Annotated in this window: 16 protein-coding genes; 2 read left to right on the forward strand and 14 right to left on the reverse strand. The window is 45.8% G+C overall.

Translation table 11 applies throughout. The features are described from left to right. Positions 1-6: 6 nt before the first annotated feature. From ilvD to ISR87_00520, 7 genes are all read right to left on the reverse strand, one after another. Complete coding sequence (ilvD, locus tag ISR87_00490) at positions 7-1,680, reverse strand: dihydroxy-acid dehydratase (GenBank protein ID MBL7023902.1); 1,674 nt, start codon at positions 1,678-1,680, stop codon at positions 7-9. Positions 1,681-1,806: 126 nt separating this feature from the next. Further along, complete coding sequence (locus ISR87_00495) at positions 1,807-1,968, reverse strand: hypothetical protein (GenBank protein MBL7023903.1); 162 nt, start codon at positions 1,966-1,968, stop codon at positions 1,807-1,809. 366 nt (positions 1,969-2,334) lie between these two features. Further along, positions 2,335-6,843 (reverse strand): glutamate synthase large subunit, encoded by a 4,509-nt coding sequence (gltB, locus tag ISR87_00500; GenBank protein MBL7023904.1) that lies wholly within the window; start codon positions 6,841-6,843, stop codon positions 2,335-2,337. Positions 6,844-6,930: 87 nt separating this feature from the next. Beyond that, positions 6,931-8,172: a glutamate-5-semialdehyde dehydrogenase gene (locus ISR87_00505; GenBank protein MBL7023905.1), complete on the reverse strand. Its 1,242-nt coding sequence runs from the start codon at positions 8,170-8,172 to the stop codon at positions 6,931-6,933. 10 nt (positions 8,173-8,182) lie between these two features. Continuing rightward, complete coding sequence (gene proB, locus ISR87_00510) at positions 8,183-9,301, reverse strand: glutamate 5-kinase (protein MBL7023906.1); 1,119 nt, start codon at positions 9,299-9,301, stop codon at positions 8,183-8,185. Continuing rightward, on the reverse strand, positions 9,298-10,488 hold the full coding sequence (argH, locus tag ISR87_00515) for an argininosuccinate lyase (protein MBL7023907.1): 1,191 nt from the start codon (positions 10,486-10,488) through the stop codon (positions 9,298-9,300). Before argH ends, proB begins: the two co-directional genes overlap by 4 nt. Further along, complete coding sequence (locus tag ISR87_00520; protein ID MBL7023908.1) at positions 10,485-11,771, reverse strand: argininosuccinate synthase; 1,287 nt, start codon at positions 11,769-11,771, stop codon at positions 10,485-10,487. Before ISR87_00520 ends, argH begins: the two co-directional genes overlap by 4 nt. Before the next feature lie 296 nt (positions 11,772-12,067). On the opposite strand from ISR87_00520, the gene ISR87_00525 reads away from it, so the two are divergent. After that, the gene (locus ISR87_00525; GenBank protein ID MBL7023909.1) at positions 12,068-13,135 is read left to right on the forward strand and encodes a homoserine O-succinyltransferase; all 1,068 of its coding nucleotides are present in this window, start codon (positions 12,068-12,070) and stop codon (positions 13,133-13,135) included. 33 nt (positions 13,136-13,168) lie between these two features. After that, entirely contained in the window at positions 13,169-14,446 is a 1,278-nt protein-coding gene (locus ISR87_00530; protein MBL7023910.1) for an aminotransferase class V-fold PLP-dependent enzyme, read from the forward strand. A 131-nt stretch (positions 14,447-14,577) separates the two neighbouring features. On the opposite strand, the gene ISR87_00535 is transcribed toward ISR87_00530, so the two are convergent. The 7 genes from ISR87_00535 to ISR87_00565 all read right to left on the reverse strand — a co-directional run bounded on the left by ISR87_00535 (position 14,578) and on the right by ISR87_00565 (position 20,831). Beyond that, a complete protein-coding gene (locus ISR87_00535; protein ID MBL7023911.1) occupies positions 14,578-15,045 on the reverse strand; it encodes a hypothetical protein in 468 nt (155 codons plus the stop codon). 73 nt (positions 15,046-15,118) lie between these two features. Further along, positions 15,119-15,496, reverse strand: coding sequence for a hypothetical protein (locus tag ISR87_00540; GenBank protein MBL7023912.1), 378 nt, complete (start codon positions 15,494-15,496; stop codon positions 15,119-15,121). Then, entirely contained in the window at positions 15,493-15,963 is a 471-nt protein-coding gene (locus ISR87_00545; protein MBL7023913.1) for a hypothetical protein, read from the reverse strand. Before ISR87_00545 ends, ISR87_00540 begins: the two co-directional genes overlap by 4 nt. A 61-nt stretch (positions 15,964-16,024) precedes the next feature. Beyond that, positions 16,025-17,491 carry a hypothetical protein gene (locus ISR87_00550; GenBank protein ID MBL7023914.1) on the reverse strand — a complete coding sequence of 489 codons (1,467 nt, stop codon included), beginning with the start codon at positions 17,489-17,491 and terminating at the stop codon, positions 16,025-16,027. Between the two features lie 26 nt (positions 17,492-17,517). Continuing rightward, positions 17,518-17,910, reverse strand: coding sequence for a hypothetical protein (locus ISR87_00555; protein ID MBL7023915.1), 393 nt, complete (start codon positions 17,908-17,910; stop codon positions 17,518-17,520). A 73-nt stretch (positions 17,911-17,983) separates the two neighbouring features. Next, a complete protein-coding gene (locus ISR87_00560; protein ID MBL7023916.1) occupies positions 17,984-19,528 on the reverse strand; it encodes a von Willebrand factor type A domain-containing protein in 1,545 nt (514 codons plus the stop codon). 265 nt (positions 19,529-19,793) lie between these two features. Further along, positions 19,794-20,831: a hypothetical protein gene (locus ISR87_00565; protein ID MBL7023917.1), complete on the reverse strand. Its 1,038-nt coding sequence runs from the start codon at positions 20,829-20,831 to the stop codon at positions 19,794-19,796. Positions 20,832-20,865: the final 34 nt, after the last annotated feature.

Below are 20,865 nucleotides of genomic sequence, written 5' to 3' on the forward strand. Positions count from 1 at the left end.
TCTTACTCATTTGAGCACTGCTCCTGTATTTGCCGAGGTTACCATGCGACTGTATCGCGAGAGGTATCCTGATTTTATTTTTGGTTCAAATGGCGGAAGGGCAGCCATTCTCTGTGCGATTTCAGCATCTGTCAATGCGACGGAAAGCTGTCTGTTGGGTATATCAATGGTAATCACATCACCAGCTCTGAGGCTGGCAATGGGTCCACCGGAGGCTGCTTCTGGAGATACATGTCCCACACAGGCTCCTCGTGTACCACCAGAAAATCTTCCATCTGTGATCAGGGCAACTTCTGCTCCCAGACCCATGCCCATGATGGCACTGGTTGGCGCCAGCATCTCGGGCATACCCGGTCCACCTTTGGGTCCTTCATAACGGATGACCACAACATCCCCGGATTTAACATCACCCGTTTTTATACCCAATACGGCTTCATCCTGTGATTCATATATGCGAGCAGGACCAGTATGGACCACCATTTGGGGATCTACGGCACCTGTTTTAATGACAGAGCCATCAGGCGCTAAATTTCCATAAAGGATGGCCAGCCCACCCTCCTGGGAATAGGGGTTTTCGATGGATCGAATAACATCTTTATTCAAGCGGACTGCTGACTCGATGGTCTGGCCCAGCGTTTTTCCAGTAATGGTGGGTCGCTCCAGATCAAGCAAACCATCTACACGGGACAGTTCTTTTAAAATGGCCGAGATCCCACCGGCGAGATGGACATCTTCCATGTGTACCCTATCAGTAGCGGGGCTCACCTTGCATAAGTAGGGAGTTCTCCTGCTCAGGGCATTCAATTCATTAAGATCGAAATCGATTTCAGCTTCTGTTGCTGCCGCCAGGGTGTGTAAAACCGTATTGGTACTACCGCCCATTGCCATATCGAGTGCAAATGCGTTGAGGATAGTTTCCCGGGTAACGATATCCCGGGGTTTCACATCCTTCTTAACCAATTCCATGATGGCAGTGGCACAATCCTGAACCAGTTTAAGTCTGCCATTATCCGTGGCCAACATGCTGCCATTTCCAGGCATGGCCATACCCAGGGCTTCCAGGAGACAGTTCATGGAGTTGGCAGTGAACATACCTGAGCAAGAGCCACACGTAGGACAGCCCTGTTCTTCCAATTCCTTTAACTGTTCATCGTTAATGGTCCCAGCCTGATGCTTGCCCACGCCCTCAAATACAGAAATGAGGTCAACTTTGTCTCCGTTGGCAATTTTACCGGCCTCCATGGGTCCTCCCGCAACAAAGACAGCAGGAATGTTCATACGCAATACAGCCATGAGCATGCCGGGGACAATTTTGTCGCAACTTGAGATACAGATGAGACCATCCAGACGATGAGCTTCCGCAACAGTTTCAACACTGTCGGCGATGAGCTCCCGGCTGGGCAGAGAATAGCGCATTCCCAGATGTCCCATGGCAATACCATCATCCACACCGATAGTATTGAATTCGAAAGGTATGCCACCAGCTTCACGCACCGCTTTTTTGGCAACAGCGCCGAAGGCTTGTAGATGGACATGACCAGGTATGAGGTCTATATATGAATTGGCAACACCGATAAATGGTTTTTCAAAATCAGAATCTTTTTGAATCACGCCAGTAGCGCGCAAAAGACTGCGGTGGGGTGCCTTATCGAATCCTTTTTTTATGAGATCTGATCTCATACTTTTCTCTTCCCTTCAGTTTGCGCAAAGCTGAAGCCGGAAAGAACTTTTCGATCAGGGGTACAAGCGAATTTAGTCGGGGGTTAGCCGCCTCTCTGCTCAATCCTGATGTGTTTGTAAGTTCTATCAGGCGATCAGAGTGGCGTTGATAATAATAAGTACCAGGCCCAGAAGACTGAGGACATTAATACTTAAAATCTCTGTAGCTAGAATTGACTCATGCTCTGAGCTTACTGCCAGAGCCTGCCCGGTGAGGGGGCGATTTGAATGGGTCATATTTCTAGTCATGCTTCTCATGGTTTTTAACCTGGTATATTCTATCTCGAATTAACGGCCTTATGCAATACCTTTTTAAAAAGATTGTGTTTCTTCATATTTTTATCTTTTACCAAGGTCACGGGGCAGATTTCTGGCAAATATTTTGCCTATATTCTGATTTTGAAAAGAGCCCTACTCCCAAGCAAACCAAAAACTTAACTGTATCGATTCGAGATATTATTTGTCTTGAATTCCAAAGATCCAGGAGTGTTCACCAGGTTAATATTTTTTGTAGTAACAACATTCTGAGTGACTAACAAGACTCGGGTCCCTGCATTTTCTGTTTTTCTTGTTAGAGGCGAATATTTGTCATTTTCATGCGAAGCGCTCATCTCTTTACTCATTGAGCACAAGACTCAAACGCTGACTCACCTGTTGATCATAGAGAGCCTTGCTATCCAAAAATTGCATAACCAGTGGTGTAATTTTGGAAAACTTTTGCTTCTCAGCTTCCCAATTTTCAAGAATATCAGATGTCTTGAGTGATCCTGTATGAAATCGGTGACGTTCCAGCAATCTGGTGATGGTAAATTCATCAGATTCACTGATGGATTCTTCCAGAACAAAATCCGTATTCAAATGCTCCCTGTCGGCATCACTCAGATTAAATAGATATGCCGTTCCACCTGTCATGCCGCTCCCAAAATTGAATCCAATTTCACCAAGAACGATGACCACTCCCCGGGTCATGTACTCACAGGCATGATTCCCCACGCCTTCCACAACTGCTGAAGCACCACTATTACGAACTGCAAATCGTTCATTGGCTCGGCCGGCTACAAACAGGGTTCCGCCGGTAGCCCCATATAGAGCCACATTGCCAATCATGGTATGTTCTTTCCCATGCTCCCGAATATCCCGGGGCATACGAATGGTAATCAATCCACCACTCATCCCCTTACCTACGTAATCATTGGCCAGACCCTTGAGACGTAATTCAATCCCGTGGGTAAGGAAGGCCCCCAGACTTTGACCAGCCACTCCACGCAAGCGATACTGCAGGGTTCCGTTGAACTGGCCCTCTCCGAAAAGAAAGGCAATTTCACCTGCCAGACGGGTACCCACGGCTCTGTCTTTATTGCTGACGGTATCTCTAATGACAGCCTGACCATGGGTCAACAATTCTTTATGAATACTCTCCAGGATTTTCTCATCAAAGCTGGGGAATTTTCTAATAATGCTCTGATCTTGGTCCCGTTTCAACCAGTCACGTGAGAGGACTGGCTCAAGAAGATTTGAGAAATCTACATCAGGGAAATCATCTTCAGTTTCCAGCTCCTTCTTTTGTTCCAATAAATCATTGCGTCCTATGAGAGCTTCCAGACTGGGCAATCCTATTTTTGATAACTGATCACGAACATCTTCTGCCAGAAGTTTGAAAAAGGAAGCGAGTTGTTCCGGAGTGCCTTTAAATTTTTTGCGTAAAGTCGGATCCTGGGTGGCAATCCCTACGGGGCAGGTGTTTTCATGACAACGACGCACCATAACACAGCCTATGGCCATGAGGGCTACTGACCCAAAATCATATTCCTCCGCCCCCAGCGCTGCTGCCACAAGAATATCTTTTGCTTCCTGCAATCCTCCATCTACCCGGAGGACCACTCTGCTTCTTAACTTGTTGGCAATGAGGGACTGGTGGGTCTCAGCCAGTCCCGTTTCCCAGGCCATACCCGTATGCTTCATTGAACCAAGTGGACTGGCTCCTGTCCCTCCATCTCCACCGGAAACAACCACGATATCTGCGCCGGCCTTGACCACACCACAGGCGACAATTCCGATACCCGGTTGGGATGCCAGCTTGACGGATATGCGGGCACGGGGGTTACTTTCTTTTAAATCATAGATCAGTTGAGCCAGATCCTCAATTGAATAGATATCATGGTGAGGTGGTGGTGAAATAAGGGGGATTCCAGGTGTTGATGATCTGGCTGTGGCAATTTCCACACTCACTTTTTGACCTGGTAGCTGTCCACCCTCTCCAGGTTTGGCACCTTGGGCAATTTTAATTTGAAGTTCCTGGGCGGCTGCCAGATAATCAGCTTTTACACCAAAACGTCCACTGGCGATCTGCTTGGTATGTGAATTCATATGGTCGTTATGCTTATAGAGTAAATATCGATCTGGTGTTTCGCCACCTTCACCAGTATTGCTGCGACCACCCACCATGGCAATTCCCTGTGTCAATACGCGATGGGACTCATCACTTAGTGCCCCAAAACTCATGGCTGCGACCCCAAAACGTTTGGTAATCTGGTCGCCAGACTCAACCACTAAACCTGCTGAAGCGACGCTGCTTTTTAAATCCATGAGATCCCTTAAATAGACAGGACCTCTGGGTTTTCTGGTTTTTTCAGGTTTATGGGTCGCTCTATTCCTGATCTGTTTGGCAATGGCTGGACTATAACCATGGGCTTCCCCATCCCGCTTCACGCGGAAAAGACCAATATCCTCCATCTCTGGATGATCTGTTTGGAATGCTGAGCCATGTCGCTTCCTCACTCGGCCTTGAATGGCTGCGATGCCATCACCACCAATATTTGGTCTCAAGGAAGGCATCCAGCTCTTTAGAAAATCTGCATGTAATCCAATGGTGTGAAGCAGCATGCTCCCCTGGTATGAGCTAAAAGTTGAAATACCCATTTTGGCCATACTCTTTAACAATCCCTTCTCAAGCGCGAAGCGATAATTGGACATTCCCTTCAACCAGTCGCCCTCATCCAGGTTCTCGCGGATGAGTTCATAGGCCATATAGGGGTATACAGCGCTGGCACCCAATGTGGTTAGCACTGAAACATGGTGATCTTCAAAAACATCCCCGGCTAGACAAATAAGAGAGACATCGCTACGGATTTTATGTCTCACCAGGTCATGATGCACTGCAGACACCACCAGGGCCATGGGTATGGGGACCTGGGACTCATCTACATGCTCATCACTGAGAAATAGTATCCGCTTCCCTGATTCCACCGCTTGAACACACTCATCCTGAATTTCCTTAAGGCGTCCTTCAAAACTCTGTTCAACAGGCGCTAATACAGAAATGATCTTATGCTTGAAAAGTCTGTATTTTCTCATCATCCATCGGACTTCCCGTGGAGAGAGTACCGGACTTGCTATCCGAATAGCTCCATGAAAGGCGGGTTCAGAAGCGAGTAAATTTTCCTCACTACCGATATAGTGGTACAAGCTCATCATGAGTCGTTCACGAATAGGATCTATGGGTGGATTGGTGACCTGGGCAAAGGATTGTACGAAGTAATCATAAAAGCTGCGACTCTTCTGGGAGAGAAAAGCTGGAGGTGTGTCATCACCCATGGCCCCTACTGGTTCCAGTGGCACGCCACTCAAAGGCCCAGTAAATCGATCAACTGATTCCTGATGCCATCCCAGGGCTAGCCGATTACGTTTGTCAAAACCACCTTCGGGTATGGCGAAATCCCCAAACTCTGTATCATTATCTTCTCGCTTAAGGCGTAGAAAATTTTTCTTCATCAACTGGCCATATTTTGCCTGATGAGAGATACGGTCCTTGGTCTGAACATTATTCTCAACGCCTCCAGTTAGGGAAACTGAATATATTTCACCTGAAGACATATGATGGTGAACAATGAGGTCATCATCATCAACATCCACCACACCCGCTTCAGATGCCATAATGACCAAGCCACTTTTTGTCCTGGTATAGCGTAAGGGCCGCAGACCATTTCGGTCCAGCTTGGCTCCCACCGTTTCTCCATCGGTAAAAATGAGCGCAGCAGGTCCATCCCAGGGCTCCATGAAGTTTTCATGGTACATATAGAAGTCAATCAGTGCTCGATCCATTTGAGGAAAGCCGCTGTAGGGGTCCGGTACCATCATCATCATGGCATGATTGGGATCTCGCCCAGTCTGAACCAGCAAGCTGAAGACCTCATCAAAGCTGGCAGAATCACTCAATCCAGGTGTAATAATCGGACGAAGTTTCTGAAAATCTTGTTTCCAGAATTTTGATTGAAGTTGTCGTTGACGGGCATTCATCCAAAGCCGATTACCCCTGATGGTATTGATCTCACCATTATGGGCTATTCCGTGGAAGGGTTGGGCCATTTCCCAGGATGGATTGGTATTGGTTGAAAAACGTTCGTGAAATATTGCCATGCGGGTCTTGAATTCGGGCTCTCGCAGGTCAGGGTAGAATTGTCCAATCTGATAGGATGAAAGCAGACCCTTGTAAACCATGGTTCGCGTTGAAAAACTGCAAAAGTACAGGCTTAGTCCCGACTCTTGAATACGGTTCTCCAAACTTTTGCGCATGAGATAGGTCTGCTGTTCTGCTGAATATTTCCCTTCAGCTGGGATGGCAAACAATGCATGTTGGATATCAGGTTGATTGGCCTGGGCTATACTCCCGAGATGTTCTGGTTTCACCGGCACCTGCAATGAACCAAGATACCTGGAGCCCAGAACTTTGGCCTGTTTGGACAAGGTGCTATCCAGAAAGGAACTGGAAATATTCCTAGAGAAGATGACGGCTAAGGCCAGGGTCTCACTTTTTCTGGCTTTTTTCAGATCGGAAGCTTGCATGCGAGCTTTAAAAAACGACCATGGAATATCAACCAGAATACCTGCCCCATCTCCAGTATCCTGATCAAAGCCCTTACCACCCCGATGTTCGAGACGGTTTAGCGCTTTGAGGGCCAATTCCACCACCCGGCGGCTTGGCTGTCCAGATTCTTCAGCAATAAAGCCTACTCCGCAGGCATCATGATGTTGTTCAGGTCTATAAAGGGGAAAGGGATTCATCTTTTTGACTCCTGTTCCATTGCCAGAGTCAAATTTCTGTTTATGCTCTTTTGAAGTTTGCACGAATACATCCCATCCTGTGATCCACTTTTCTAATTACACCAAATATCACATAATCCGAAATATTTTTCATGATTTTCAATATATTCTTTAATTTCTTAACTGACCGCTGCCTGTTACCACAAATTTTGTGGTGGTGAGTTCCCTTAATCCCATAGGGCCGAAAGAATGAAGCTTGGTGGTGCTGATGCCAATTTCAGCACCCAACCCCAGCTGTCCGCCATCATTGAAACGGGTTGATGCGTTGACAATAATTGCTGAGCTATCCAGGGCTCTGGTAAAGGTTTCAATATTCTTCTTGTCTTCGCTGACAATAACCTCGGTGTGATCACTTGTGTAGGTCTGGATATGATCGATGGCGGCTGGAAGATCTGTAACCACCCTGACTGCCAGAATGAGATCAAGAAACTCTGTATCAAAATCCTTCGGGGTTACTGGAAGTACTTTTTCTGAGAAAGCCTGTGTTTTCGCGCACCCCCTGATCTCAACCTGCTGCTTGTCGGCTTCTGATAAAAATGCTGGTAAAAATTGATCTGCAACTTTTTCATGGATGAGTAAGGTTTCAAGCGCATTACAAACTCCAGGTCGCTGGGCTTTGGAGTTCATGGCAATGGAAACAGCGCTTTCCACTTTGGCGGTTTCATCGATAAACATATGGCAATTGCCTTTGTAGTGGGCAATCACCGGGACGGTAGCGATTTCATAAATGTGACGAATCAGCCCTTCCCCACCCCTGGGGATAATCACATCCAGAACATCATTCATTTTTGCCAGTTCATCCACACTTGATCTGTCGGTGGTAGGAGCCATGTTGATCACATCCTCCAAGCCATGTTCAGCCAGGGCTGATTTTAGAATCTTCACCAGGATTTGATTGGAGTGAAAGGATTCAGAACCACCCCTTAGAAGTAAGCCGTTTCCGGCAAAAAAGCACAATGAGGCGGCCTCAACTGTGACATTGGGTCGGGATTCATAGATCACGCCAATGACACCCAGGGGTATCCGTCGCCTTTGGATTAGCAAACCGTTTGGACGTGTATATTCTTCAGTGATTACCCCAACTGGATCTTCCAGGCTGGCCACTTCCAACAGACTATCAGCCATGGCGCTTATCCGCTCATCAGTTAGCGTGAGCCTATCGATCATGGCGCTGGATAGACCACGTTTCCTGGCGCCCTTCAAATCTTTCTGGTTTTCAGTTTTAATTGATTCGCTGGCCTTTAAAATATTTTCAGCCATCTTTTTTAGGATGTTCTGTTTAATCTCGGTGCTCACCGTGGGTAGAACTTTACTGGCTTGTTTTGTGCGCTGTCCAAGTTGTTTTAAATTCATGTTTAAATTCCTAAATCCCCACCATGTTTTCTCTGTGAATCACACTGCGACGATGTTTGTAACCCAGAATGTTTTCAATTTCACTTGAGCGACGACCAGCAATTTTGCGAACCTCATCTCGATTGTACTCCACAATTCCCCGCATCACTTCAGTGCCATCTTCAAGGCAGCAACTGATTCCGTCACCACGATCAAAATTCCCTTTGGTGGCAAGGATACCTGTAGCCAGAAGACTGGCCTTGCTGTTTTTTAAAGCTGTGGCAGCTCCATCATCAATAATGATCATCGCCTTGGGTTTTAAGGCATGGGCGATATAAGCGCGTCTGGAATTGAGTTGGTTGGTTTCTGGTCGAATCAAGGTTCCCAACGACTCCCCTTTGACAATTCGGAGCAAAACATTTTCCTCGCGACTATTGGCAATAATACTGGGGACACCATAGCGACCTGCCATGGATGGCGCTTCCAGTTTGGTGGCAATCCCGCCCCGTCCCAGACCACGTACTTTCTCGCTGGCAAACTTTTTCTGGAGGTGTTCAAGATCGGCCAGAGATAGTTCTTCATAAATGCTGGCATCGGGGTACTCCTGGGGATTTTTATCCGCGATACCATTGATGTTTGAGAGAATGATAAACAAGTCAGCACTCACCAGATTAGTGCAGAGTGCTCCGAGATAATCATTATCGCTAAAGCGGATTTCCTCGGTGGAAACACTGTCATTCTCATTAATAATTGGAATTACCTGATTGCTGAGGAGATAATTAATGGTGTTACGGGCATTTAGATATCTCCGACGCGACTGAAAATCATCATGGGTCAGTAGCAACTGAGCTGTATTGAGATCATAGGCCTGGAAATATTTCTGAAAGTATCCCATGAGTATGGGTTGTCCGATGGCAGCGGCAGCCTGATTATTCTCCAGGGAAGGGATTTTATCAATGAGGTGACCAACGCCTGCGGCAACCGCCCCACTGGTCACCAGGACCAATTCGATGTTTTGCTGAACCAGAGCAGCCACCTGTCGGGTCAATTCAATAATTTGGCGTTCCTGTATCCTGTTATCGGCTCCACACAAACTGGAGCTGCCAATCTTGACCACGACTCGATTCAAATGGGGAAGCGTGCGGGTCATGAGTCCTCTTTCAGGGATTGGGCAATCTGGACATAGGCATCTCTAAAGGGGATGCCGTGTTTAACAAGGGCATAAGCCTTTTCGGTGGCGTAGAGTTCGGCACTCATGGCTTTTTGGCAATGACCTTCATCCACTTCAAGATTCGCGAAAAGAAGGACGGCTATTTCAAGACAATCCTGGGTGATTTTCAAGGCCTTCATGACAGGTTCTTTTGTCAATTGATGATCACGATTGTAACCAGAGATCAGATTGCTTATAAGGCTGGATACCTCAAATTCACAGGCTTTCACTACATGGTGTTTGGCTCTCATCAACTCCAACACGTCTGGATTCTTTTTCTGGGGCATGATGGAGCTACCTGTGCAGAATTCATCTGGTAGTTTTACAAACTTAAATTCACTCATGTTAAACAAGATCAAATCGCTGGTAATTTTGTTGAGATCGGCTGTTATCTGTGAAAGCAAATGAATAAGCAGGGCTTCAAACTTTCCCCGACTATTTTGAGCATAGATGGGGTTTTGCTGGACCCTGGCAAACCCCAGTTCCTGAGCGGCCAATTCCCTATCAATCTCAAGTGGGACACCATATCCAGCAGCCGTACCCAGGGGGGACTGATCCAATATCTTTGATACGGTTGCCAGGAGCATACCATTGTCTTCCATACTCTCGATAAATGCCCAGCCCCACATTGCAAAAGATGAAGGCATGGCCTTTTGCATGTGTGTATACCCTGGATATTCAACCTGACCGAACCGTTCAACAAACTGTGCAATGGTTTCGATGAGTTGGACTCTCAACGACTCAATATCCTTGAGTTTATCCCGATAGTACAGGCGCTGGGCAGTAAGGACCTGGTCGTTTCTAGATCTGGCAGTGTGGATTTTTTTACCAAGCTCACCCAAAGTATCAATTAGATACGCTTCGATGGCAGTATGGCAATCCTCCTGTTCGGAGGGGATCTCAAACTCACCCCTACTCTGGAGTTCGATTATTTGATCCAAACCCTGCTTGATCTTTTGCGCCTCATCTTTGCTAAGGAGTGATGCTTTTTCGAGGACACTGGCATGGGCCTTGGAGGCAATACAATCATAATAGACCAGGCTTTGGTCCAGGAGGTAATCATTGCCCACCGTGAAGGCTTCGATTTTTGGGTTCAGCGCTACCCCTTTGTCCCACAGCTTGCTCATACTTCAACCTCGCGCCAGTTATAAGGTCTGTTTTTATGGAGAACCAGTTTATGCGCTTTGAGCCTGATGGCGTTGATATTGATGAAGCCCGTAGAATCCGTGGCATCAAACCCACCTTCGATGTCCATACTGGAAAGATCCTGATCATAGAGGGAATACGGGGAATCACGACCAATAGTCACAACATTCCCCTTATACAGCGACAAGCGCACCTTGCCTGAAATTGCTTCCTGACTTTTGTTGAATGCACTCATGATGAAGTCCATCTCTGGTGAATACCAGAAGCCATTATAGATCAGCTCGGCAAATTTGGGGATGAGCATATCGCGGAGGTGCATGACTTCCTTATCCATGGCAATTCCCTCGATATCTCGGTGAGCTTCCCACAGGATGGTACCACCAGGTGTTTCATAAATGCCACGGGACTTGATGCCGATGAATCGATTTTCCACCATGTCAAGCTGGCCAATACCGTTTATGCCACCCAACTCATTCAAATAGGTGAATAATTCAAGTGGTTTTGATTTTTCAACACCATCTTCCAGATTTTTCACATGAACAGGTATCCCATTTTCGAAGGAGATTTCAATTTTGGTTTCCTGGTCAGGCGCATCTCTCAGAAGACTTGATATACTGTAGACTGAATCATCTGGTGCTATGGCTGGGTCCTCAAGAATCCCAGCCTCATGACTGATATGCATGAGATTTTCGTCTTCACTATAGGGGCGATTTTTTGAAGCAGTAATCTCGATCCCATGTTTCTGGGCAAAGTTGATCAGATCAGTACGGCCTTTGAATTCATTTAGAAATACTGGATCCCTCCAGGGTGCAATGACCTTGATTTCAGGGTTCAGGGCATAATAATTCAATTCAAATCTGACCTGATCATTGCCCTTGCCTGTGGATCCATGAGACACATATTGAGCACCTTCTTTAGCTGCAATTGCTATCTGACTTTTAGCCAGAAGGGGTCTCGCCAGGGAAGTTCCCAATAAATAGCGTCCCTCATACAGGGCATTCCCCTGTAGAGCCGGCCAGATATAATTCACCACAAATTCTTGTCGGAGATCTTCGGTATACACTTTGGTGGCACCAGTGGCATAAGCCTTTTTCTCGACGGCTTCAAAATCTTCTGTTTGTCCCACATTCCCCACGAAGCAAATCACTTCATAGCCCTTGAGCTCGAGCCACTTCAAAATTACTGAGGTGTCCAAACCTCCGCTGTAGGCCAGGACGACTTTTTCTTTTTTCAACTTGGTTTGATTCCTTTGCTTTCGGTTCATTCACTTCATTTTTGCACATAAAAAAAGCCCTCGGGTTGAACCGGGGGCTTTCTCTTATTAAATTTTATGCTTATAGAGTTACACGCCGGTTCCCTGTCTTTGCGGATGGCGGCGGCGGATATTGATAAGGCTAATATTTATTTGTGTCATATTCATATACAGAACAATTATACATTATTTCAGGCCTGGTGTGCAAGTTTATTTTATTTCTTTGCTAAAATTGCATTAAAAACCTAATATTGTTCTGTTTATGAAATTGTAATTGATGAGTCGTTGAATAAGGAAAATTGAACAAAATGCCATTAGTCGCCCATACCCCCCTCCCCACATTTGATCTCCTGAAAGCTCAGGGTGAAGAAATACTCGACCTGGGTCAAGCCCTCCATCAGGACATTCGAGAACTACACATCGGCTTTTTAAATCTCATGCCCAATGCTTCATTTCAGGCTACGGAAAGACAGTTTTTACGATTGGTGGGAAGCTCAAATCAGATCGTCCAATATTATATCTATCCTTTCACAATAGATGGTGTTGAACGGGATGAGAGAGCGCAGAAATACATAGATGCTTATTACACGAGTTTTGATGCAGTAAAAAGTGCAGGTTTAGATGCCCTGATTATTACCGGTACCAACCCTGCTAATCCGTCATTGGAGCAGGAGCCTTTCTGGGAGCCCCTGGGAGTTGTGATTGACTGGGCCACCAGGAATGTCACTTCGGTCCTCTGTTCATGCCTGGCAGTCCACGCCATCGTAAAGCACCTACATGACATTGAACGGCAACCACTGCAGCAAAAACGCTGGGGGGTTTATAGTCACCGCATTACCAATACCGGGCATCCCCTCCTGAGGAATATTAACACCCGTTTTGACGTCCCCCATTCAAGAAACAACGATGTTAGTCCCGAGCAATTGCAGGCAGCAGGTTTTAAGATTCTGGTAGAGGGGTCTGAGAGTGGCGTTCACATGGCAGTAAGTCCGGATATGTTCAGAATTGTATATCTTCAAGGGCATCCAGAATATGATCGTGTCAGCCTGCTTAAAGAGTACAAGCGTGAAGTCGTTCGCTACTTTGAAGGCGAAAGAGAAACTTATCCAGAAAGTCCAGAAAATTATTTCAACCCGAATATTGATAAAATTATTCAACGATATAGACCAGCCGTGATGCAGGCCAGGGAGAAGGGTGATAAAATGCCTGGTTTTCCTGAGGCTGAGATCGAGCCCCTCCTGGATAATACCTGGCGAGATACAGGCAAATCCATCTTCAACAATTGGCTGGGGCTGGTTTATCAACTAACAAATATTGATCGTCATCTTCCATTTACCCATGGAATCAATCCAGACGATCCTTTAAAAATTAAGTAAGTCCTTGAAGGGCATTAGAAACGGAGATTTATTATCAAACTAGCAACCAAAGCAATTCATAGCGGTTATGATTCAGAGGAAACCACCAAGGCGGTAGCTGTTCCCATCTATCAAACAGTAGCCTACGAATTTGATAGTGCCCAGCATGGGGCCGATCTGTTTAACCTGGAAGTCGCCGGAAATATCTATTCTCGCATCATGAACCCCACCAATGCTGTGCTGGAAGCTCGCGTTTCAGAGATGGAGGGTGGAGCAGCAGCACTGGCCGTGAGTGCTGGAAGTGCAGCAGTTAATTATGCCATTCTGGCTATTGCAGAGCAGGGCAACAACATCGTTTCCACACCCCAGATTTATGGCGGTACCTTCACCCTTTTTAGTCATATGTTTGCCCGTCTGGGTATTGAAGCACGTTTTGCAAAAGACGAAAGCCCGGAAAGTCTCGAGGCGCTCATAGATGACAAAACCTCGGCTGTTTTTTGTGAAAGTATAGCCAACCCGGTCGGTGCCTTTATGGATATTCAGGCCATTGCCGATATGGCCCATTCTCATGGCGTGCCACTCATCGTTGATAATACCGTTGCCACGCCCATGCTCATCAGACCGTTTGAATTTGGGGCAGATATTGTGGTGCATTCCCTGACAAAGTATATGGGAGGCCATGGTAATTCCCTGGGCGGTATCGTGGTGGATTCCGGTAAATTTCCCTGGGCTGAGAATGCTGAGCGTTTCCCCATGCTCAATCAACCAGAACCGGCCTATCATAACATGGTGTATACGGAGGCTATGGGTGAATTGGCCTATATCGCCCGGGTTCGAACTGTTCCACTAAGGAATACTGGTTCTGCTCTAAGCCCCTTCAATGCCTTTCTTATTTTACAGGGAATCGAAACGCTGGCGTTACGCATGGAACGTCATTGTGAAAATGCTCAGACCGTTGCTGAATATCTGGAAAAACATCCCATGGTCACCTGGGTGAAGTATGCTGGATTACCTTCATCACCTTCCCACATTCTGGCTCAAAAATACAGCGAAGGCAAAGCCTCAGGTCTCATGGCATTTGGTATCAAAGGAGGTATGGAGGCTGGTGAAAAATTCTATGATGCCTTAAAGATATTTAAACGTCTCGTGAATATTGGAGATGCCAAGTCCCTGGCTGCTCACCCCGCTTCCACCACCCATCGCCAGTTGGCTGGTGCAGAATTGGAAGCCTCTGGTGTAACGCCTGATATGATTCGTCTCTGCGTGGGTATTGAACACATCGACGATATTATTGAGGATTTGGAACAGGCCCTGGCCGAAGCACAACTGTAATAGCCAGGGGTGTCTGACCGAGGTGTCACACTGAGCTCGTCGAAGTGCTATCGAAGTCTGACACCACGACCCGTTCATTAACCTTACGAAGGTTTGGAACCTTCGTAAGGTTATAACTCAATATCTCATGATTAATCGTTTTCGTGAAAGATAAGCAACTCATTCTCTGCACGTAATAATCTCAACTGCTCAATGAGCGGTTGAACACTACTCAGACTATCCCCGAATTCAAATGTGATTTTTTTTGAACCTTCAGCAGATTCGACTTTTATCCACTCAGCACCTCCATCTGCACAATCGGGACAACCAATCACATCTTCATAACTTTGCATGGCAGACAAATCCACTAGGGTGAGGAGATCATTCCATTCTTCTGAAGTGATTTCTGCAGCAGTGTCTAAAGTTGGATAGTTGGTTGTGTCCCAACTACTTGCTGTATAGACAAGTCTATCCTCAGAAATTTTAATTTCTCTAACACAGTAGCCAGCACACTCGCCAAATGAAGTGCCACTTGAAATTATGGTCGTCGTGGAATCATCATCTTCTGCACATCCTGTAAGCAGGATTAATATCATCAAAAGTTTCGTGGATATGTTCATTTGAGGGGGCTTCCCATTCATTTGTATTCGTATCTCACTGAGGACAGGATTAGCGCCTGTAAACCTGAATGATTTATTTAATCAGAACCACTCTGATTTCATAGTCTTCGATGTCTATGGTATCTCCATAAACAGGATAAGGTGATACTGAAATTAATTCCAACTGATAATCATCATGGAAAATTATTCTTGGATCAAGACTGGTGTTTATTGAATAAGACTCCGAATTAATATCCAGAAATATCTCGACATTGCCCTCCCAGACACACAGGACACCAGTGGGGCATCTGGAATCAGCACCAACTCCAGTAAATGTAATGGATATATTCTGGTCATTTATACTGGTTGACTGGCCGTACTTCAAGACAAACTCATCACCCAGATTTGGATCTGTTCCCGAAGCGCACCCAAAAAGTAATATTATAACAATCCCGAGTAAATTCACTTTCATTCGCTCTGTCCCCAGTCATATCTATAATAGGCAGTATAGGAAGTATGGATGGGAGTGACAACAACTGTGTCTGTGATGGAGACGTCATATTTATCTAAGCCTGAGTGGCTATGAATAAACAAATCAAAACTTCCAGTCTTCCTGTCAATTGGGATTGCTACTCTTGCAGGTCCTAATGCTGTATAACAACCGCCACCATCCAGTACAGCCCCATGAATATCTATGCTTATTAAGTCACTTTCGATAATCGATTCACATTCCAATAAATAATTCACACAAGTCCAGTTCTCAGCTGTTCGAACTACAAGTAAATATTCTCCCTTTTTCCCAGTACCAAAAGTTGAGTCGAGAACAAAGGTGAAAAGCAAGTCCTCTTCTACGGATAACAGATGCCTTCCTCCATCTTCCTCGCATGAGAAGATTAGGCCTAACGCAATTGCTATTGACAATAATCTTATGCCATTCATGCTTTCCTCATCAGATCGTTCATTCACCAGGCTGGGATTCAAATCCCAGCCTGGAATTTTTCTACCTCCTGATAGGCAATGATATCGAAATTTGATGGGTCATGACTCGCGCTTCCTGAAGGGTCAGATCGTCACTTGGAGCAATTATAAAATCACCACCCATGCTCACGTCTTCCAACATGCCACCGCGCCATAGCCATTGGGTATCAATTCCTGGGCGTCCCGTTCCCATTGTGGTTTTTCCAGAGTAGCGCACCGTAAAATCATCAAAATCCATGGACATGCCCCAGGTAGTGGTCCACTCCACCCAATACTCCTCCTGATCTCGTTCAGTCACAGCAATAAAGTCTGTCTGATCCAACCAGTAGTGGATGGATCGCATCTGCATACCCAGTTGGAAAGTCCGGTTGGTATTTTTCCATCCCAACCCGGTCCGTAATACCCAGTTGGAAAAATCGAAGTAGTTTTCTACCGTTTTATCTCCAGGTCGGATCCATTCATCATCATCGTTGATCATGTGCGTATCGGCTTCCGCCCAGGTATGGCTCTTAATGGGTTCATAGATGACATCGATACCGAACGTACTATTCCCGTTGATCTTTGAGATTCCGCCACCTAGGTTAAATCCTAGAGTGGTTCCAGGATCCCTGGGGATATTCATAATCTCATAATTGGGGATTTTGGGATGGGTTTTCTGATTCACAGTGAGTCTGGAACCATAGGCCCAGCCGTATTCATCAACAGGGCTTGTATGGGCAAGATGAAAGCCCTGAGTTACTGTATGATCCAGATTGGTCTCTATACGCTCAAAAGGTTCAGCAATTCCCCAGTCCATATACATGACTTCATGCTTCATGTCCAACTCATTACGGAGATAGAGCAATTCGAGTTCTCCACCAGAACCCAGGGTTCTGTTGAGGCCAACTCGAACATCAGTTAAATCACCCTTCTGATGGATGCTCTCACTGTTGGAGTAGAGCAAATCCACCCCATCCAGGGCCGAGAGCGAGGCCCAATAGCCACTTACACCAATACTGGTGTTGCCCAATTTTCGTCCGACGAAACCGGCAAGATATTTATTTTCAGCTATGTTTTCACTCAGTGTCCGAATCTGAGGGTTCCACCAGGTCTGATTGTCAGCAGTATTCATGGCCTGAAGGGTAAAAGATGCTCCCCCGAACCAGATTCCTTTGTTCCAGATTACAGCCAAAGGCATGGACCTGGCACTACCATAGCCCTCTCCAATTCTGTAATACACAGGAGAGCTGGAAACCTGCAGCCCCTTTATGTTTGCACCATAGGCTGGATTAACCCAATGATCAAGGAGTGAATCTCTGAGACTAATGTGGACGCCCCCCATGCTCAGATTCTGGCTGGGGAAAATAAGAAACTGGTCTCCTGTAGCCACAGGAACGGTTTTCAATGATATTAATTGAGCTGAAACGCTATTCACAAAAAGAAGTACGATCACGAGCATCATGCCCCAGCTTACCCGTCTGTTTCTTTGAAAATTATCCATGTGATACATGGCGGTATTCCTTTCGTACGTTCAGTTTAATTCTGGGGAATTGTGTAAATAATATTTTCGCTGCGGAGTCTACGTGAACTCAGGGAGTCCATCTCAGTGATATCCAGAACCAAGCGCCAGGTGCAGCTATACGAGGGTGACATCCCAAGAAATTGGATGCTTGAGTCCGGTTCCAGAGCATAGAATGATGCACCGGTTCCACACCAGCCCCACATCAAATTGGTCCAGCCTGTATCACTCAGGGCTTCAGCACTAAACAGTGGGTAGCTTTCACTATACCCAAAGTATTGAACGGTCTCGGTACTGTCATTCACCAGTGAAAAAAGCGGTGCATAGCCACCCTCGGTCCATTCCTGTCCCAGGTATTCAATGTGGATAGATCCCTCGTCTCCACCCAGTTGATTTTCATCTGGATCCATGATTCCACATGACACGAGGAATGATAGAGACACTAATATCTTGAACAGTTTCATCATTTGTTGCATATCATCTCTATTCAATGGTCTGAAGCTGACGTATCAATTCAAGGAGTTCCGTATCCTGTTCATTTGAGCCAATGAGGGATGATGCAATGAGAGATTCTACTGCAAAGAGTGAGGTCTGGACGTATGGACTCTCCCTGACGATCTCAGCGTATTCTGCCACGCCAGCTGTAAACCTGAATCTATCGCTGGCCTGAGAGAATGAATCTGCCAGATCATTTCTTGAAATTGGTACATCAAAGGGTATGTCTGATTCGCCGTCGGGCATTTTGTAGCGGAGATGCACGGTTCCCAGATTATTTGGGCCGCTCTGGGTCAGCTCCAGCTCGTAAAGAGCTGTGACCCGATGACCGGCACCGATTTCACCTGCATCTGTGCTATCGTTTTCAAATTGGTCATCTTCAATATCACGATTTTCATAACCAATGAGACGATATCTCAAGACAGAAGCAGCATTGAACTCAACCTGAATTTTCACATCTTTAGCAATGACTTCCATGACTCCAGATAGTTCCTCGGTAAACAGACGTTCTGCTTCATTGATGGTGTCGATATAGTAGTAATTACCATTGCCCTGATCTGCCAGTTGTTCCATGAGATGGTCATTATAGTTACCACTTCCAAAGCCCAGTGTTGATAGGGTTATGCCTTGATCTACATACTCTTCGATGAGCTCAAGAATGGCTTCATGAGAGGTGGCACCCACATTGGCGTCGCCATCCGAACACACAATAATACGGTTCACACCACCATCCAGAAATCCCAAACTATTCACATCATAGGCATTTTGTAACCCTGAAGCCATGGCCGTAGAACCACCTGCTTCAAGATCAGAAATAACGGCTTTGATGGCGTCAGCGTCATTTTCTTGCAGGTCTGTTGGATTTAAAACCGTCCCTACACTTCCAGCATAGGTGCAAATGGACACCTGATCCCCCAAGCGCATGTTATCAACCAGGATATTGAGACTTTCTTTCACCAGATCCAGACGGGTACGCATGGATCCAGAGATATCAATGAGGAAGGTGAGGTTCCAGGGCACGTCATCAGAATTTGCCTCTCGACCTTTAAGTCCAATACGCAAGAGATGCAGATTTTCGGCGCGGAAAGGTGAAGGTGCGCCGTCGACACTAACGGAAAATGGTTCATTGTCTGGTGCAGGATAATCCTGATGAAAATAGTTGATGTATTCTTCAACTCTCACCGATGAGGGAGCTGGAACAATGCCTTCATTGATCTTTTTGCGACCAAAGGTATACGAGCCGGCATCCACATCGACTCCAAAGGTTGAAAGGTTGTCCTCTTCTGCCAGAACAAATCCATTGTATGACAATTCTCCATGACGCTCAGTTCCAGGATAATAATCTTCCCCGCCAACGTATAATCCATCTGAATTTGAGGAGAATTGATCCATTGTTCCCCTGTCTCCAGATTTTGTTTCCTCAGTCATGACAGTCGAATCAAGCAGTGAATTCTCACAACCGGTAAAAAGCATAAAGACTCCCCATACAATCAGAAGCATACTGAATTGAATTCTGATTACTCTTCCCTGCATAACATCCTCCTCACTCATTATATTTATCCTTCCCAGTGACTTCCCGGGATAAATCATTCGACCATATAAAGACAAGTCATATGCCAGTAGCCGGGAAGATGTGAGGGGTTAGGTACCCAGGTCTTTGGGGATACCATTTGATGCTGAGAAATAAAAAAATAAAAATTTTCTATAGGTACATCGGCGTGAAATGGATGAGGAGATGTTTCAGCTTTCTGAAAGATCAGTCAATATTCTGAAACTTATGTGGCTGGAAAGTCAGGGCTTAGAGTGTAAGCTTTACACCAATTTCTATGAGGTTTTTGTTGTAATACCAATGATTAAAAATGGTTTCATTTTTGATGAGGCTGTACTGAATGTACAACACGCGTGAGGGATGAATTACCCGCTCAAGTTGAATATGAAGTTGGTTCTGAATATTTTCTTCAGGATCTCTATATGGAGTGGCTTCGAGAAAATCAGTCTGAGCATAGAATTTTTTCATCCCGTTGAGCACTACATGGAAAAACACCTGGTCTGAAAGTCGACCAGACGCATACAGCTTTGCTGACCAGACATTGGACTCAGCTGTTGTACTATTTGAGTTGATATCTTCAAAGTTGACAGCTACTCCCCAGATCATTTTTCCCAGATGTTTGAGATGGATTCCCAAGGTGCGGGTGAAGTCCTGTTGGTTTTCAGTGTTACTCAGTTCCAGAAAATTACCTATGAGTATTCTTGCAGGATAATCCGAATAATCGATTTGCCCCAAATGGGCTGAAAATTCAGCTTGAAAATCTGATGTCAGGCGACGGGTGAGCTTTAGAAACATTCTTTGGTCATAATACTGAAATAACGTCCCATAATCGATATGAGAGGCTGTGCTTCTTACCCCCAACTCCTGTTGCATCTTCTGCGATCTAAGTCGTTTGATAGAAACGCTCAAAGTGGTTCGACCTGATCTTTGAAGCTCGTCAAAATACAGTTTTTGAAAGGTCTTCAATCCAGCATCCATGCGGTAGCCCCGCGCAAATTTATAGTGGCCACCCAGCTCTCCGTTCACAACAACCTTTGAATCAAGAAAAAGTGCCGGTTCAAGAAAGCCCTGTCCTAAAATTGACCCATAAAAATGGGCGTTCTGTCTATCCTGCTCAAAGCGCATAAGTCCCCTGGCTTTAAGACCAAAAGTTGACTCAATATTGGTAAGGTTCTCGCGGGGATTTGAATCGAAATAGGTGGAGAGGTTTAACTGCTTCTCATAGGAAAGAGCAGGCTTGATTAACACACAGATCAGGAGAAAACTCCTGATAGATTTTTGAAGCATGGACGCTAATAATTTCAACTGCGACAAATGAGTT

The organism is Candidatus Neomarinimicrobiota bacterium, from assembly GCA_016784545.1.
In the GTDB taxonomy this organism is placed as follows: Bacteria; Fidelibacterota; UBA8477; order UBA8477; family JABMPR01; genus JABMPR01.

Coding starts and splice junctions, on each gene's coding strand:
- ISR87_00540 (MBL7023912.1), bottom strand. CDS start 15,496: ATGAAAGTGAATTTACTCGGGATTGTTATAATATTACTTTTTGGGTGC.
- ISR87_00550 (MBL7023914.1), bottom strand. CDS start 17,491: ATGTATCACATGGATAATTTTCAAAGAAACAGACGGGTAAGCTGGGGC.
- argH (MBL7023907.1), bottom strand. CDS start 10,488: ATGAGCAAGCTGTGGGACAAAGGGGTAGCGCTGAACCCAAAAATCGAA.
- ISR87_00560 (MBL7023916.1), bottom strand. CDS start 19,528: ATGCAGGGAAGAGTAATCAGAATTCAATTCAGTATGCTTCTGATTGTA.
- ISR87_00545 (MBL7023913.1), bottom strand. CDS start 15,963: ATGAATGGCATAAGATTATTGTCAATAGCAATTGCGTTAGGCCTAATC.
- ilvD (MBL7023902.1), bottom strand. CDS start 1,680: ATGAGATCAGATCTCATAAAAAAAGGATTCGATAAGGCACCCCACCGC.
- ISR87_00535 (MBL7023911.1), bottom strand. CDS start 15,045: ATGAACATATCCACGAAACTTTTGATGATATTAATCCTGCTTACAGGA.
- ISR87_00505 (MBL7023905.1), bottom strand. CDS start 8,172: ATGAATTTAAAACAACTTGGACAGCGCACAAAACAAGCCAGTAAAGTT.
- ISR87_00520 (MBL7023908.1), bottom strand. CDS start 11,771: ATGAACCGAAAGCAAAGGAATCAAACCAAGTTGAAAAAAGAAAAAGTC.
- proB (MBL7023906.1), bottom strand. CDS start 9,301: ATGACCCGCACGCTTCCCCATTTGAATCGAGTCGTGGTCAAGATTGGC.
- ISR87_00525 (MBL7023909.1), top strand. CDS start 12,068: ATGCCATTAGTCGCCCATACCCCCCTCCCCACATTTGATCTCCTGAAA.
- ISR87_00495 (MBL7023903.1), bottom strand. CDS start 1,968: ATGACTAGAAATATGACCCATTCAAATCGCCCCCTCACCGGGCAGGCT.
- ISR87_00555 (MBL7023915.1), bottom strand. CDS start 17,910: ATGGATCCAGATGAAAATCAACTGGGTGGAGACGAGGGATCTATCCAC.
- ISR87_00565 (MBL7023917.1), bottom strand. CDS start 20,831: ATGCTTCAAAAATCTATCAGGAGTTTTCTCCTGATCTGTGTGTTAATC.